Origin of the sequence: Actinoplanes lutulentus (genome assembly GCF_003259845.1) — a bacterium.
GTDB lineage: Bacteria > Actinomycetota > Actinomycetes > Mycobacteriales > Micromonosporaceae > Actinoplanes > Actinoplanes lutulentus.
Genome location: NZ_QLMJ01000014.1, coordinates 231,034 through 246,411, shown reverse-complemented (window position 1 = coordinate 246,411; position 15,378 = coordinate 231,034). Strand labels below are relative to the sequence as shown.

The window sequence follows — 15,378 nt, the reverse complement described above, 5'->3', positions numbered from 1 at the left end:
GTCATGGTTTCAGATGGGCAGCGCCGCCGTGAGCCGCGTGCCTTCGCCTGCGGCGCTCACCACGGCCAGGACTCCGCCGGCCGCGCGTACCCGGTCGTCGAGACCGGCCAGGCCGTGCCCCTTCGCGAGGCTGGCGCCGCCCACCCCGTCATCGGCGACCGTGACGAGCAGGCCGGTCGCGTTGCGCTGCACGATGACCTGCACCTCGCTGGCGTGGCTGTGCTTCGCGACGTTGGTGAGTGCTTCGGCGACCACGAAGTACGCCGTCGACTCGATGGCCGGGTCGAGCCGTTCGATCGGTGGCGCGTCCAGGTCAACCGGGATCGTGCAGCGACCGGCCAGGGCGGTCAGCGCCGCACGCAGCCCGCGGTCGACCAGGATCGGCGGGGCGATGCCACGAGAGAGTGCACGCAGCTCGTCCAGGGTTTCCCGGGTCTGGGCAAGGGCTTCGGCGACGGTGGCGCGGGCGGCTTCCGGGTCGGTGCCGAACTGCTGCTCGGCGCGGCCCAGGTCCATCGCGAGCCGGACCAGCCGCTGCTGCGGGCCGTCGTGGATGTCGCGTTCCAGCTTGCGCAGCGCGACCGCTTCGGCGGAGACCGCGGCGGCCCGCTGCTCCTGCGCCACATCACGGGCGGCGTTCGCCTCGGCGACCTGCTGGCGGAGCCGGTCGACCCCGTTGAGCAGGCTGTATCCGAACGCCGCTTCGAGCAGCGCGGCCGCACGGACCACCGGGTACAGCGTCGCCGTGAAGATCAGGCCGATCACGACGTAGAACAGGATCCGGGTGCCTGCGGTGTCGTCGAACCCAAGAATCTCCGGCAGTTCGTAGTTCGCCTCGGGGTGCGGCAGCGACCAGTCCCAGAGTGGGTACGTGAGACCGCCGAGCGCGATGGCCCACCAGGTGATGACGAAGACGAAGCCGATCGTGTTGGGGATGAACCGGAACATCCCGTGCACCAGATCGAGCCAGGCCTGCCCGTCGGCGAGCGGGGCGATCGAGCGGCGCATCCACCCACTGCCGGCGGCGGAGCGATAAACCGGATGCGTCATCGAACGGCCCAGCACCGGGCCGATGCGGGCGCGTTCGAGAACGGCGAAGCCCCGGGACATCAGCAACGTGGCCACCAGGACCGGCAGGCCGACCCAGATGATCACCATGCCGATGCCGAGAAAGAAGCCGGTCATGCAGAGGACCAGCGTGATCAACCCGAGCGGAAAGCCCAGCAGAACGTACTGCGTGTCGATGCCCAGCTGGCGCAGGTACCGCCGGGCCGGAGCGGGTTCGGCGGTGGCGCCGGCATAGGTCGTTGTCATGCCGTTGACGTTAGGCATCGACGCCACCTCATCCGATCCTGCGGACCGGCCGATCTACGGTAGGGATAACCCGACCATCAGTCGATCCGGTAGATGACCACCGATTCGCGCTGGTGCACGACCTGGGCAGACGCCTTCAGCGCGGTGATCGCCACCTTGCTCGCCCGGGCGTCGGCGAAAAGCCAGCGTACGCCGTACTCGTCACGCAGCCTCGCCACGTCGGCCGGGTCGCCCTTGGCGAAGACCCGCTGGTTCAGGGCGAAGACTTCGGGGTCGGGCGCCGGCTGGAAGAAGTACTTCAGGTCGTTCACACCGTTCGCCGCGACGGTCCGGTCGGTGTACGCCCAGCTCTCCACGAGAGTGCGATGCCCACCGAGGCCGGCGACCCAGAACGCCCGGGCGTTGCACTGCTTGTTCGACATCGGCATGCAGTGCACGTTCGTCGCGACCAGGTCGTTCTCGCCGGCGTTGTCCTCAAGCCAGAGCGCGGCCCGCATCTCGGCGGCGGTGACCGCGACGTTGTCCCTCGCCTTGATCACCGGCGGTTCGGCGAGCGTCTCCACGGTCCGGCTCACCGCGCTCACCGCACCCGCGGCGGCGATAGCGGCGATGATCGCGACCGGCAGAGCTCGCGCCGCGCGCTTTCGCCAGATCAAGACCGCGATCAGCGAGACCACCGCGACAAGCGCGGCAGTGCGCAGCATGGGTACGGCCATGGCCCACGCCCAGGCACCGGCGGTCGTTTCGGTCGGTTTGGTCACCTCGGGCGCGAAGAATTCCCACAGCCCCCCGGCGACCGCGCCGGCCACCGGCACCCACCAGGCGCGGACCCGATCGGCGAGCGCCCACGCGGTCAGCACCCCGCAGATCGGAAGGACCGCGTTGAAGAAGTAGATCTGGCTGGCCGACGGGTGCCAGAGCAGCCACATCCCGAGGACGCCGGCCACGACGATGCCGCCGAGCAGCCACGGGACCTGGTCGTCCGCCCACTGTTTCGGGCGGTGCCAGCGCATGCCGGGTGGCAGGAACAGCCCGACCAGCCGGGGTGACTGAACCAGCACCCACCAGATCAGCGACCAGGCCACGAACCAGCGGGCCGCGGTGCCGGCCGTCTCCAGACCGTCCGGGACGAGACCGCCCCACTGCACGTCGTTCGGCGTACCGATGATCTCTTGATAGGGCAGGAACCAGCGCAGCGTGGCGAGGAACTGGGGTTGCAGCGTGCCGGCGCCGCCGCCGGCGAAGAGCTTCAGGCCGACGGCCATGCCGAAACCGACAGCGGCGAGCAGACCGACGGTGGTCCACGGGATCTTCCGTTTGAACAGCAGCGCGACCACGCCGGCCAGCAGCAGACCGGCGGCGAGCGGCGGCAGGACGCTCGCCTTGCTGCCGGCACAGGCCACCGCGAGCAGCGGCAGCAACGCCCAGCCCCAGCGCAGCGAACGACCACGCAGAGCGTCAACGGCAACAACAACAAAAAGACCGATCAACGGCATTGCGTACGTCTGCGACGGGCTGAGCAGCGTGATCGGAAGCCCGATGCCCGGCGGGCTGGCGACGTTGCCGACGGTCACCGACTGGCCGACGAATCCGATCGTGGCCGCGACCGGACCGGTCCACCACCGGCCGCTGACGCTCCGAGCGAGAGCCGCGAAGACCATCACCCCGATCGCCACGATCGGCAGGAGCCAGAGCCGGAAGAACACCATGTGCGGCGCGATTCCGGTGATCATGCTGGCGCTCGCGATGTCCGCGTCCGACAGGTAGTGGTAGCGCAGCACCTCGCCGGCCAGCTGCGGCACCTGGAACGGCATCGTGCGAGTCATCTCGTGCACGAGCGCGAGGTGGTAGTAGAGATCCGGATACAGCTCGACGGTGAACGGCGGGAGCGGAGTGGTACGGAAAACCACAGCACCCCAGAGCGTCACCAGGAACAGCACCACGGCCATCCCGGCGGACCAGCCGATCGGCAGCGGCTCGCCGACTCCGGTGCGCCAGTGCCGGCGCAGTCCCGGCACGGCCAGGAAGAGCACGATGACCAGGGCCGGCCAGCCGGGCAGCAGCTGCTGCAGGCCGGTGGCGGCACCGAGCGCCCAGCCGACGAGCAGGACCAGCAGACCGGTGGCCGCGCCGAGCCCGAGGTCTTCGGGCAGGTTTCCCCGGCTGCCGAACGCCGCACGGAACACCAGCGTGCCCGGTACGACGATCGCGAGCAGAAGGTAGACCGCGTACAGAAGGATCTGTTTGTCCGGGGTGCCGTTGACGTGCAGCACCCAGAACGCGGAGATCGCCGGCAGCAGCCAGGGCACGGCCGCCCAGAGGCGCCGGTCCGGCTTCGCCGCGACAGCAGGCGTGGGCGCCCGTTCCACCAGAGTCGTCATCAGTGCTGGAGCACCGTCAGGCGGGTGAACTCGCTGGGCAGGTCGTACCCGTCCCAGATGGCACCGAACGTCAGCGCCTGCCCGAACGGCACGATCCGGTCCACGCCACGGCCGCCCAGCGCGGTGCCGAACTCCCGCAGCTCGGCCGGGGTGAACCCGAAGTGGCTCACGGTCTGGTCCTGCCGGTTCATCGCCGGCACCAGGTCGAGCAGCGACCCGGCCTCGGCGAACGGGAACGCGCCGGCGCCGATCCACCGGCGGGGTGCGGCATCCGTCCCGGTCAGGGTCAGCGCGGTCACCCGGTTGTCCGGGAAGTCCAGCGCCCCGGCCGCACCGATCGCGGCCAGCTCGTACGCGTTGACCCGCTTCTCCACCGCCATCGCCGGATCAACCGTCCAGCCGCGGGCGTCGACGACTTCCAGCAGCAGCGACAGGAACTCGGCGCGCACGCTGTCACCGTCACCACCGACCAGGAACACGGTCCGCGGCGAGGAGCAGGCGGCCTGGTCGAACCAGTACGCGTCGTTGGCGAACCCGACCACAGCGTTGCGCCGCGCGACCAGGTCGGCGGCCCGCCAGCCGGCGGTCGACAGCATCGCCCAGGACGTGCGGTCCGGGAAGGTCAGGTCCCGTGCGGAGGGCCGCAGCGGCAGCTTGCGGATCGTGTTCACCGCGGCGTCACCACCCCAGATGACCCGCAGGTCACACCACTTGCTGAGCGCGCCGGTAATCGCGTCGTCGTAACCGTAGGTGACCATCCGCTGGGTACGCGCGATGATCGGATCGGCCTCGGCGGCAACCGCGTTGAGCGCTTCGAGGATGACCTCGGCAGCACCCGCCGACCGCGAGGAGATCCGCACGACGTTGTGGTTGCCGGCCAGCGCCGACAGCGCCCACGAGTACACGAAGATGGTGTCCACGTTGGCCGGTGGCAGATGGAAGACGTTGCCCCGGGGGAAGACCAACGCGTCGTCCCGCTGCATCCGGGACACCGCCCGGTGCAGTTCGGCCGGGCGCAGGAAGTAGCCGAGCGAACCCAGCTCAGGGTGCTTGCGGGCGACCGCCGGCGCCAGCAGCTTGCGCGCGAGCCGGCCGAGGAAGTCGACGACCCGGGGGTCGCCGACGGCCAGCCGGTCCTCCGAGGGCGCGGTGAGGTCGCCCTCCGCGCCGAACCTGAAGATGACGCTCACGCCGCACTCCGATACGTGTCCGAACAACCCCGGGCCTCGGCACGCGGCAGCCGGCCGAGCACCGAGAAACGCTTGCCTGGCCAGTCCCCGTCGTCGATGCCGTGCACCACGCCGAGGTCCTCGGTGAGCAGCACGTGCCCCGGGTACGAGGTCGGCAGCGTGCTCACCACTTCCAGTAGGCCCGGTTTGCCGGGCGGAAGCTCCGCCCAGGTCTCCGGGTCACGGACCACCACGTCCGCGAAGTCCGGGCAGTACAGCGAGCCACCTGAGGGCCCTTCCAGGAAGATCGTGCCGATTTGTTCGACCATGCCGTAGTAGTTGTGCACGTTGGTCAGCCCGACTCCGGCCAGCCGGGCCCGGAACTCGTCGGGCGAGACGGCCTGGTCGATCAGCTTCTTCCAGCCACCGGAGTGGATCAGGATGCCGTTGCTGAGGTCGAGCCCGTTGTCCCGGGCGACCTCGTACAGGTGCAGCCAGACCAGGAAGGTGAACCCGAAAATCAGGAACGGTTGGTCGCCGTGCTTGGCCAGGAAGCCGCGGATCGCGTCCAGGTCGACGAGGCCTTCGCCATCAAGCGCCCAGACGTGGTCACGACCGAAAGTGGACATGCCGAGCACGCCGGCGCCACGGGCGCTGAAGGAGCGCCGATCCTTCAGCATCGCCTTGGTGTCGACGAGCAGCATCGGGAGGCGCTTGGGGCCGAGGATGGTCTGCACGGTGGCGGCGAGTCGTCGTTGCTGTTCGGCGGCAGCAGCTTTGTCCAGATAAATCCGGCTGACGTCGCCTGTTGTCCCACTTGAGGTCAAGACTTTGAAGACCTCGTCGTCCGGGATGCTCTTCAACTCGAGAGTCTTGAAGAGACGGACCGGGAGCCACGGCAGGTCAGCGACCGAGGCCGCATCCTGGTAACCGCTGGCCGCGAGAATCCGGTCATAGGGCTCGCAGTTCAGCCGATGATGCGCGGTAAGAGAGGAGAGCTCCTTCAGCAGGACTTCCTCTTTGGCGGCCTGCGACAGGGTGAAGACACTCACAACGACGCCTCCAGCGCCCGATAGTCGGTCTTGCCGTTCGGCAGCAGCGGCAGCGCCTCGATCGACCGCACGTCGACACCGGAGAAGTGGGTGCCGAGCCATTCGGCGATCTTGGTGCGCAGCGCCCGGGCATCGTCCGCCGAGATGTCCTCGGCGAAGACGTGCAGCTTGTCGTCGCCGGCCACCGCGGTGATCGGGAAGTTGCGCTCGACGTCGTCCAGGTTGATCCGGACGCCGAACACCTTGCCCATCCGCTTGAGCCGGCCGGTGATGAAGAGGAAGCCCTCGTCGTCGAGACGGCCCAGGTCACCGGTGCGGAGAACCCCACCGAGCTGGTCGCCGGCGGCCAGGTCGGTGCCGCTTTCCGCGTACCCCATCATGACGTTGGGGCCGCGGTAGACGACCTCGTCGTCCTCGATCGCGAAGCTCGCGCCGGGCATCGCGAGACCGACCGATCCGATCTTGTCGGCGATCCGGTCCGGCGGCAGCGTGGCCATCCGCGGCGCGGCCTCGGTCTGTCCGTACATCACGAACAACCGGCCGCCTGCGGCGTCCATCTTCTGCGAGAACTCGGTGATCAGCTCGGCGCGCAGCCTGCCGCCGGCTTGGGTGAGGGTACGCACGGACGGGTGCTTGGCCGGATCGAAGCGAAGCCGCCGCAGCATCTCGTACTGGTACGGCACGAAGGCCAGCGACGTGACCTCGAACGCGTCGACGGCCGTCCAGAAGTCCCGCTGCATCAGCCCGGTCCGCTCCAGCACCACTGTCGCGCCCCGCAGCAGATGCGAGTGCAGCACCGACAGCCCGTACGAGTAGAACAGCGGCAGCGTGGTGATCGCCACGTCGTCGCTGGTCACACCGAGCGACTCGGCGACCTGCTCGGCGTTGGCGAGCACCGCCGAGCGGGACAGCCGGACCAGTTTCGGATTGCCGGTGGAGCCGCTCGTGGTGAGCAGCAGCGCCAGGTCGGGGTGCACCTCGTCGGCCTGGTACCGCGCGATCAGCTCGGCGTGGTCGGCGTCCGGGTCGAGCAGCACGACCGGCTTGTGCAGGCGCAGCGCGGCCAGGTATTTCGCGATCGCCTCGATCGTCGTCGGCATCGGCAGGAAGACCAGTTTCTGGTCCGCCAGCTCTTCACCGAAGCGGTCGATCAACGAAGGCGTGAGCGACTCTCCGGTGACGGCGTCGATGACGCGGGCGTCCGGGTGCAGCAGGTTCACAGCGTCAGTCCCCCGTCCACTCCGATCACCTGTCCGGTGACGAAGCGGGCCTGGTCGGAGAGGAGGAAGGTGATCACGTCGGCGACGTCCTCGGCGGTGCCGAGCCGGCCGAGGGCGGTGCCGGCGATCCGCTCGGTGCGGCCGGCCTCGTCCAGGGTGTCGAGCATGTCGGTGGCGATGAAGCCGGGTGCCACCGCGTTGACGCGTACGCCCTTGGGACCGAGCTCCTTGGCCGCCGACTTGGTGAGGCCGACCACGGCGGCCTTCGACGCCGCGTAGACCGCCTGGCCGGCGACACCGTGCGTGCCGGTGATCGAGGCGGTCAGCACGACCGACGCGTTCTGCGCGCGGGCCAGCAGGCGGACCGCGTTCTGCAACGTGTACGCGGCACCGGCCGCGTTCACCGCGAAGAGCCGTTCGATGGTGGCGTCGCTGGTCATGCCGAGCATCCCGGCCGCGTGCGTACCCGCGTTGATCACGAGCGCGTCGAGGCGCTTGAAGGTCTCGAACGCCAGGCGCACGAGGGCTTTGCTGGTCTGCGGGTCGGCGATGTCACCGGCGGCGGACACCGCGGTGACACCGAACTTGGCGGCCAGCGACTCGGCCGCCTCGGCCACTCCCGCTTCGCCGTGCCCGTGCAGAACAAGGTCGTAACCCTGCTCGGCGAGACGGTGCGCGGTGGCCCGCCCGATGCCCCGCGACGCCCCGGTCACCAGGGCGACACTCACTTGACGTCAACCCCGTATTTACCAAGGATTCGCACTGCCTCATCAAAACTGGACATATTGATGACATCGTCGGTGTCAATCATTACCGAGAATTCATCTTCGATCGCCGCGACCAACGACATGTGAGCGAGCGAATCCCACTTCTCGTTGTCCTGGTAGCGCAGGTCGTCCACGGGCGCGTCCGCCGGAAGATCAAGCGCGGTGCGGAACGCGTCGCGTAGTCTCTGCAGCTCACTCACGGGTTGTCTCCAATGGGGGATGGTTAGAGGAGTCCTACCTTCCCGCAGCAGTCCGGACGTCGCGACCAATCCCGGATTAACTGAAAATGAACTCGCATTGGCGTTTTTCCGCGCGCCTGGAAATGCGGGATCCTCTGGTTATGCTTCCGGCTCGTACCGGCCTATCGCTGAATCCCCCGGAGAAAAAACGTGTCTGAAATCGCCGGCTCCTCGATCCTTGTCACCGGCTCAACCGGTTCGTTCGGCAAGGCCTTCCTGCAGTACGCGCTGACCAACCTCGACCCGGCTCGCATCGTGGTGTTCTCCCGCGACGAGCTGAAGCAGTACGAGGTCCGCCAGATGTTCGGCGACGACCCGCGCCTGCGGTTCTTCATCGGCGACATCCGTGACCGGGACCGTCTGGCCCGGGCCATGCACGGCATCGACTACGTCGTGCACGCGGCGGCGCTGAAGCAGGTCGACACCGCGGAGTACAACCCCTCTGAGTTCGTCGCCACCAACATCAACGGCACCCAGAACGTGATCGACGCCGCCATCAACGCCGAGGTGAAGAAGCTCGTCGCGCTCTCCACCGACAAGGCGTCGAGCCCGATCAACCTGTACGGCGCCACCAAACTGGCCGCCGACAAGATCGTGATCGCGGGCAACCACTACGCCGCCACCCACCCGACCCGGCTCGCCGTGGTCCGGTACGGCAACGTGATGGGCAGCCGCGGCTCGGTCGTCCCGTTCTTCCGCAAGCTCGCCGCCGAGGGCAAGAGCCTGCCGATCACCGACAAGCGGATGACCCGCTTCTGGATCAGCCTGGACCAGGCGGTGAAGTTCGTCGTCGACTCGTTCGACGTGATGCGCGGCGGCGAGCTCTACGTCCCGCGGATCCCGAGCATGCGCATCCTCGACCTGGTCGAGGCCGTCGCGCCGGACGCACCCACCCACGAGATGGGCATGCGTCCCGGCGAGAAGCTGCACGAAGAGATGATCGCCGCCGACGACAGCCGTCGCACGCTGCGCTTCGCGGACCGTTACGTGGTCCAGCCGGTCGCCGCGAGCTGGGGTTACGAGTCGCCCGAGGGTGGCGAGCTCGTTCCGGACGGCTTCAACTACCGGTCCGACAACAACGACCTCTGGCTCTCGGTCGACGACATGCGCGCCCTGCTCGCGGAGAACTGATGCTGCCCTACGGAAGACAGTCGATCGACGACGCCGATGTCGAGGCGGTCGTCGCGGCGCTGGGCAGCGACTGGCTGACCACCGGGCCGCGCGTCGCCGAGTTCGAAGCCGACCTGGAGAAGGTCGCCGGAGCGCCCTGCGTCACTGTCACCAACGGCACCACGGCGCTGCACGCGGCGTACGCGGCAGCCGGGGTGACCAGTGGCGACGAGGTGATCACGACGCCGATGACGTTCGTCGCCACGGCGTCCGGCGCGGCGATGCTCGGCGCCAAGGTGATCTTCGCCGACGTCGAGGAGGACACCGCGAACCTCGACCCGGCAGCCGTGGAGGCAGCTCTCACCGAGCGCACCAAGGTGATCGCCGCTGTCGACTACGCCGGCGTTCCGGCCGATTACGACCGGCTGCGCAAACTCGGCGAGAGCAGCGGCGCGCTGCTGGTCGGCGACGCCGCGCACTCGATCGGATCCACCTACAAGGGACGGCCGGTCGGCACCCTCGCCGACCTCACCACGTTCTCGTTCTTCCCGACCAAGAACTTCACCACCGGTGAGGGCGGCGCGGTCGCATCGACCCGGCCGGAGTTGATCAAGCGCCTGAAATCCTTCCGCACTGTGGGAGTGGTCCGGGAAGGTCTCCGCCACGCCGACGAGGGCGCCTGGTGGTACGAAGTTCCCGAGTTCGGCCTGAACTACCGCCTGCCGGATGTGCTCTGCGCGCTCGGCAGCGCCCAGTTGCGCCGACTCGGGGAGTTCAAGGCGCGTCGCGCGTACCTCTCGGCGCGTTACGACGAACTGCTCGCCGACGTGCCCGGCCTGCGCCTTCCGGCCCAGCGGCCGGACACCGACCCGATGCGGCACCTCTATCCGGTGCGGATCCTCGACGGCCGGCGCCGCGAGGTTTTCGATCGGCTGCGCGCGGCCGGCATCGGTGTGCAGGTGAACTACATCCCGGTTTACTGGCACCCGGTCTTCGAAGACCTCGGTTACCGGCGGGGCATGTGCCCGGTCGCGGAGGCCTTCTACGCCGAGGAGCTCTCCCTGCCCCTCTTCGCCGACCTCAGCGACGCCGACCAGGACCGTGTGGTCGAAACGCTGCGCGGCATCCTCGGGAGCTAGCGGGTGCACCACGGTAATCACTTCTACGGTCACGCCCACGTGCTCGCCGAGTACTGCGGTGTCGACCCGGCCGATCCTCCTCGGATCGACGGGTACCTGCAGCACGGCTGGAACGTGGTGGACGGGCTGGGCGCCGGTACGCCGTACGCGCCCGGCCGGCCGATCTTCGTGTGGTCCGAGCGCACCCGGCGCCGGGCCGTCTCGATGGGCCGTCCGCTCGCCACGGTGATCGGCTCGCCCTTCCTCTATCTGCTCTCCTCTGAACTGCCTGAAGAGGAACCGCAACGGGAAGGGACCATCTGGTACCCGTTCCACGGCTGGGAGGGACAGCACGTCGACGGTGACCATCGGCGGCTGATCGACGAGATCGTGTCGACCGAGGACGGGCCGATCACGTTCTGCCTGTACTGGCACGAGTACCAGGACGCCCGGATCCGGGCGTCCTACGAACGGGCCGGCCGGGTGATCTGCCACGGTTACCGGGGTTACATGCGAACCCAGACCGACACCAGGTTCCTGCACAAACAGCTGGCCGAGCTGCGCGCGCACCGCCGGGTGGCCTCCAACCGGCTGAGCAGCGCGATCTTCTACGGGGTGGCGGCCGGGTGTGAGCCCGCTGTCTACGGCAACCCGATGCGTCTCGCCAAGGAAGACCTGGCGACCGCCGAACGCATCCGGCGGGAGTGGCCCGAGCTGCACGGCGCGCACCCGGAGCTGGCGGCCGCACGGGCCACCGCGATGGCCGAGCTCGGCGGGGGCTTCCTGGCCTCCCCTGCCGAGTTGAAAGCCACCCTGGGCTGGACCAACGCCGACCGGAAGCTGGTGCCGGCATGATCCGGATGATCGGCGGCGAGATGCCGGAGTACGCCGAGGAGCACCCACCGGCCGGAGGGCTCCTCTACCGGCACCTGATCACCAAGCTCCCAGCCGGCGCCGCGATCCTGGTGGCCGGCCCGCACGACATCGCGCTGCTCGAAGCGCTCGCCGACGGCCGCACCGTCACCTGCCTGGTCCGTTCCCAGCCGGACGCCGAAGCACTCGCCGAGCAGGGCTTGGGCATCACCGTCCTCTGCGGCTCGCTCGCGAAGCTGACCGGCGGGGATCAGTTCGACGCCGTGGTCGCTCTCGACGGCACCGGCCGGCTCTGCTCCCCCGAAGGCCCGCAGCTCGACTGGACCGAGTCGGTCCGCGCCCTGAAGCGTGCCCTGCGCCCCGGCGGCACCCTGCTGCTGACCGTGGAGAACGAACTCGGCGTGCACCGTCTCGTCGACACCGGCACACCCACCACGCCGGGCACCACCGACTGGCGGCCGCTTGGCGAGTTCGGCACGACACCGGGCCGCGCGGACCGGCTCGCCGCCGCGCTCGGCGCCGAAGGAATGCAGGTCTCCGGGGTCGCCGCCGCTTGGCCGTCGCAGACCGAACCCACGTTGCTGGTCACCCCGGAGACCCTGCGTTACGGACCACTGGACGCGCTCGCCGCTCTCGCCTCGGCGGCGGTCGCGGACGCGTACCAAGAGAAAACGGTCCTGAGTGACCCGCGCCGCCTGGCCTCCGCGGCAGTTCGTCGCGGACTCGGCGCCGAGCTGGCGCCGGCCTGGATCGCCGTCGCCCAGCTCGCCACCCGCCCGGCGAACGCCGTCCCGATCCCGCCGGTCAGCCATCTCAGCGGTGGCGCGATCGTCGAAGGGTCCGGACATCTTCTCCCGACCGGGCGGCTGCTGGAGGAGTTGCTGCTCACCGCGGCTCTCGGCCACGACCTGCCCGCTCTTCGACGGCTGCTGACCGGGTGGATGACAGCCGCGCCGAAGGCCGGCGCCGCGAACGTACTCGTCGACGGCGAGCGTTACACAGTGCTCGACCCGAACCGTCCGGAACAGCCCGACGCGCTCGCCCGGTTCGCGAACACCCTGTTCACCGGCGGGTACGACCACCCCTGGCCGGCCGTCACCGATGTGGCCCGGCTGCTCGAAGTCCTCGCCGGGGCGGCCGGTCTCTCCTCGACGCCCGCCGTTGTCCCTCCTTCGGGCACCGACTCCCGCCGCGAGCGGGAACAGCAGGTCGAAGCCCTACGCCGACAGCTCGCCGACGCCGAGGCACGGAGCCGCTTCTTCGAGGCCGAACTCGAGAAGCGGGACGCCGAACTCGGCCGCGCCAAGGTCCAGATCGCCGCGTTCAGCGGCTCGCTCGGCTTCCGCGCCGCCAAAGCCGGACTCGGCCTCGCGCGCAAAGCCCGGAACTCCCTCCGCAAAGGACAGTCATGACCACCCTCGGCATCATTCAGGCCCGGATGGGCTCCACCCGGCTCCCCGGCAAGGTGCTGCGCCGCCTCGGCGGGCGCAGCGTCCTCGACCGGGTCGTGCACGCGGCTCGGGAGAGCGGCATCCTCGACGACCTGGTCGTCGCGACCACCATCGAACCCGACGACGACGCCGTGGTCGCCGAGTGCGAGCGGATCGGCGTGGCCTGCCACCGCGGACCGGTCGACGACGTGCTCACCCGGTTCCTCGGTGTGCTCGAGACCCGCTCCCCGGACACCGTGCTCCGGTTCACCGCGGACTGCCCGCTGCTCGACCCGCACCTGGTCAGGCGGGCCGCCCGGGTCTTCGAGGCGTCCGGCGTCGACTACCTGACCACCTCGATCACCCGCACCCTGCCGCGCGGGCTGGACGTCGAGGTGGTCCGGGCCAGCGTGCTCAAGGAGATCGACAAGCTGGCGTACGACCATCACCGGACGCATGTGACGTCGTACATCTACTCGCACCCGGCGGACTTTGACGTGATCGGGCTGACGGCTCAGCCGGATCTGTCGTACCTGCGCCTTACGCTCGACACCGAGGACGACTGGAAGCTGATCGAATCGGTGATCGACCACTTCGGCGACGAGCCGGTCGCGATCCGGGCCGTGGCCGCCTGGCTCGACGAGCAGCCGGAGCTGGCAGCGCTCAACGCTCACGTGCGGCAGAAGGAGCTGGACCAGGCGTGAATATCGGGATCCGGTGTGACGCCGGGCCGCGTACCGGGGTGGGGCATCTCGTGCGGTGTGTGGCCCTTGCCGAGGAGCTGACCGCGCGCGGTGCCGACGTGCACTTCCTCAGCGATCTGGGCGGGGTGGCCTGGGCCGAGTCCCAGCTCGAACAGCGAGGGCTGCCGTGGCATCCGGCGCCGTACGACACCGTCGGGTTGGTCGCGGCGGTCGAGCGGCTCGAGCTGGCGGCTCTGGTGGTGGATTCGTACACGTTGCCGCCTCAGCAGAGTGCCGCGGTGCGGTCGGCCGGTGTTCCGGTGCTGGCCATCGTGGACGGTGACCTGCGGGGTCAGTCCGCCGACATCTACGTCGACCAGAACCTCGACGCGGTCCTGCACGACGGGGACGTGCGGCTGGCCGGGCTCGATTACGCGCTGCTCCGCTCGGCTGTTCGCGAGCTTCGGCCTCTTACGGCGCCGGTGCAGGGCTTTACGCGTACCCCAAAGATCTTGGCCTTTTTCGGAGGGACCGACGCTTACCGCGCGGCGCCGCAGGTGGCGCGACTGCTCACCGAGACCGCGGTGGGTTTTGACGCGACCGTGATCGCCGCTGATGAGAGCCTGCGCGACGAGTTGCTCGCGGTCGAGGCCGGGCCGGGGCAGCGTTTCGAGATCATCGGACCCACCGACCACCTGCCGAAACTGCTCGTCGGCGCCGACCTGGTGATCAGCGCGAGCGGAACCTCGACGTGGGAACTGCTCTGCCTGGGCCGCGCCGCGGCCCTGATCTGGGTGGTCGACAATCAAATTCAGGGGTACGAACGGACGGTCGCCCGTGGTTACGCCGCAGGGCTCGGTCGTCTCGGCTCGCTCGGGCCCTCGTCCGTCGATGTGCTGCGTGACCTGCTTCTTTCCCCGGAAGCGCGCACTGCTGTCGCTGCCCGGGGATGGTCCGCGGTCGATGGCCTCGGCGTTTCCAGGGTGGCGGACGCCCTACTGGCTAGGGCTGCGTCACCTCGATGACGACCTTGCCCACGACGTGGTTCTCGACCGCCTCGTGGGCCTCGGCGATCCGTTCCAGCGGGAACCGGATGATCGGCAGACCGGCGTCCTCACCAACCGTGAAGGCGCCGTCGCCGACCGCTTCGGAGACTGCCGCGACCGCGTTCTCCTTCTCCTGCGGCGACGTCGTGTAGGTGAGCACGAAGTCGAGGCTGACGTTTTTCAGCATCGCCTTGAAACTCGGCACGCTGACCGTGCCGCCCACGTAGATCGCGATGTTGCCGCCCGGAGCGATCACGTCAAGATCGAGGTCGAGGTTGTCGGTGTTCACCTCGACGACGATGTGCGGGCCGGTCGCGCTGAGCTCGCGGATCCGGGCCTTGACGTCCTCTTCCCGGTAGTTGATCACCACGTCGGCGCCGGCCGCGATCGCCAGCTCCGCTTTCTCCTTCGAGCTGACCGTGGTCAGCACGGTGGCACCGGCCCACTTCGCGAGCTGGATCGCCGCGTTGCCGACCGCTCCAGCGCCACCGGCCACCAGCACGGTCTTGCCGGCGAGGGCGTCCGGGGCGAGCCTTTCCGGGCCGTCGCTGGCCAGGGTCAGGCAGCGGTGCGCGGTGAGCGCCGGGATGCCCAGGGCCGCGCCGATCTCGAACGGCACGTCGTCGTTCATCCGGACGACCTGGTGGCGGGGCAGAACCAGGTATTCCTGGGCGGTGCCGTTCTCCCGGCCGTACCCGGCGTCCCACACCCAGACCCGGTCACCCGGCTCAAGATCGGTCACACCGTCACCGAGCGCGTCCACCACCCCGGCGCCGTCCTGGTTCGGAACCCGCGGTGGCGAGATGCCGTCCGGCACACCCCGGCCGGCCCTGGTCCCGGTGTCGGTCGGATTCACGGCGGAGAGAACCACGCGGACGCGTACCTCACCGACCCCGACGTGCGGCAGATCTCGATCGACGATCGTCAGAACAGAGGCGGCGGGACCGGGCTGGAGAAAAACGGCAGCACGCATATC

14 protein-coding genes are annotated in these 15,378 nt (G+C 69.1%); 6 read left to right on the top strand and 8 right to left on the bottom strand.

The features are described 5' to 3' along the window. Positions 1-9 precede the first annotated feature (9 nt). The 7 genes from B0I29_RS27980 to B0I29_RS27950 form a co-directional block, all read right to left on the bottom strand. Entirely contained in the window at positions 10-1,314 is a 1,305-nt protein-coding gene (locus B0I29_RS27980; RefSeq protein ID WP_245972779.1) for a sensor histidine kinase, read from the bottom strand. 77 nt (positions 1,315-1,391) lie between these two features. After that, a complete protein-coding gene (locus B0I29_RS27975; RefSeq protein WP_146616899.1) occupies positions 1,392-3,695 on the bottom strand; it encodes a hypothetical protein in 2,304 nt (767 codons plus the stop codon). Then, complete coding sequence (locus B0I29_RS27970) at positions 3,695-4,885, bottom strand: acyl-CoA reductase (protein ID WP_111652074.1); 1,191 nt, start codon at positions 4,883-4,885, stop codon at positions 3,695-3,697. The genes B0I29_RS27975 and B0I29_RS27970 overlap by 1 nt, the downstream gene beginning before the upstream one ends. Then, positions 4,882-5,916 (bottom strand): LuxE/PaaK family acyltransferase, encoded by a 1,035-nt coding sequence (locus B0I29_RS27965; RefSeq protein ID WP_111652073.1) that lies wholly within the window; start codon positions 5,914-5,916, stop codon positions 4,882-4,884. Before B0I29_RS27965 ends, B0I29_RS27970 begins: the two co-directional genes overlap by 4 nt. Next, a complete protein-coding gene (locus B0I29_RS27960) occupies positions 5,913-7,136 on the bottom strand; it encodes an AMP-binding protein (protein ID WP_111652072.1) in 1,224 nt (407 codons plus the stop codon). The genes B0I29_RS27965 and B0I29_RS27960 overlap by 4 nt, the downstream gene beginning before the upstream one ends. Next, positions 7,133-7,864 carry an SDR family NAD(P)-dependent oxidoreductase gene (locus tag B0I29_RS27955; RefSeq protein ID WP_111652071.1) on the bottom strand — a complete coding sequence of 244 codons (732 nt, stop codon included), beginning with the start codon at positions 7,862-7,864 and terminating at the stop codon, positions 7,133-7,135. The genes B0I29_RS27960 and B0I29_RS27955 overlap by 4 nt, the downstream gene beginning before the upstream one ends. Beyond that, positions 7,861-8,103, bottom strand: coding sequence for an acyl carrier protein (locus tag B0I29_RS27950; RefSeq protein WP_111652070.1), 243 nt, complete (start codon positions 8,101-8,103; stop codon positions 7,861-7,863). Before B0I29_RS27950 ends, B0I29_RS27955 begins: the two co-directional genes overlap by 4 nt. Positions 8,104-8,292: 189 nt before the next feature. On the opposite strand from B0I29_RS27950, the gene pseB reads away from it, so the two are divergent. Genes pseB through B0I29_RS27920 form a run of 6 tightly spaced genes read left to right on the top strand, consistent with a single transcriptional unit; the run spans position 8,293 to position 14,381 of the window. After that, the gene (gene pseB, locus B0I29_RS27945; RefSeq protein WP_111652069.1) at positions 8,293-9,273 is read left to right on the top strand and encodes a UDP-N-acetylglucosamine 4,6-dehydratase (inverting); all 981 of its coding nucleotides are present in this window, start codon (positions 8,293-8,295) and stop codon (positions 9,271-9,273) included. Continuing rightward, positions 9,273-10,391: a DegT/DnrJ/EryC1/StrS family aminotransferase gene (locus B0I29_RS27940; protein ID WP_111652068.1), complete on the top strand. Its 1,119-nt coding sequence runs from the start codon at positions 9,273-9,275 to the stop codon at positions 10,389-10,391. The genes pseB and B0I29_RS27940 overlap by 1 nt, the downstream gene beginning before the upstream one ends. Before the next feature lie 3 nt (positions 10,392-10,394). After that, a complete protein-coding gene (locus tag B0I29_RS27935) occupies positions 10,395-11,225 on the top strand; it encodes a hypothetical protein (RefSeq protein WP_111652067.1) in 831 nt (276 codons plus the stop codon). Next, entirely contained in the window at positions 11,222-12,655 is a 1,434-nt protein-coding gene (locus B0I29_RS27930) for a class I SAM-dependent methyltransferase (RefSeq protein ID WP_111652066.1), read from the top strand. Before B0I29_RS27935 ends, B0I29_RS27930 begins: the two co-directional genes overlap by 4 nt. Continuing rightward, positions 12,652-13,377 (top strand): cytidylyltransferase domain-containing protein, encoded by a 726-nt coding sequence (locus tag B0I29_RS27925; RefSeq protein ID WP_111652065.1) that lies wholly within the window; start codon positions 12,652-12,654, stop codon positions 13,375-13,377. The genes B0I29_RS27930 and B0I29_RS27925 overlap by 4 nt, the downstream gene beginning before the upstream one ends. Continuing rightward, positions 13,374-14,381, top strand: coding sequence for a PseG/SpsG family protein (locus B0I29_RS27920; protein WP_111652064.1), 1,008 nt, complete (start codon positions 13,374-13,376; stop codon positions 14,379-14,381). Before B0I29_RS27925 ends, B0I29_RS27920 begins: the two co-directional genes overlap by 4 nt. Here B0I29_RS27920 and B0I29_RS27915 read toward each other — a convergent pair. Further along, positions 14,359-15,375 carry an NADPH:quinone reductase gene (locus B0I29_RS27915; RefSeq protein WP_111652063.1) on the bottom strand — a complete coding sequence of 339 codons (1,017 nt, stop codon included), beginning with the start codon at positions 15,373-15,375 and terminating at the stop codon, positions 14,359-14,361. The two genes, B0I29_RS27920 and B0I29_RS27915, sit on opposite strands and share 23 nt — an antisense overlap. Positions 15,376-15,378 lie beyond the last annotated feature (3 nt).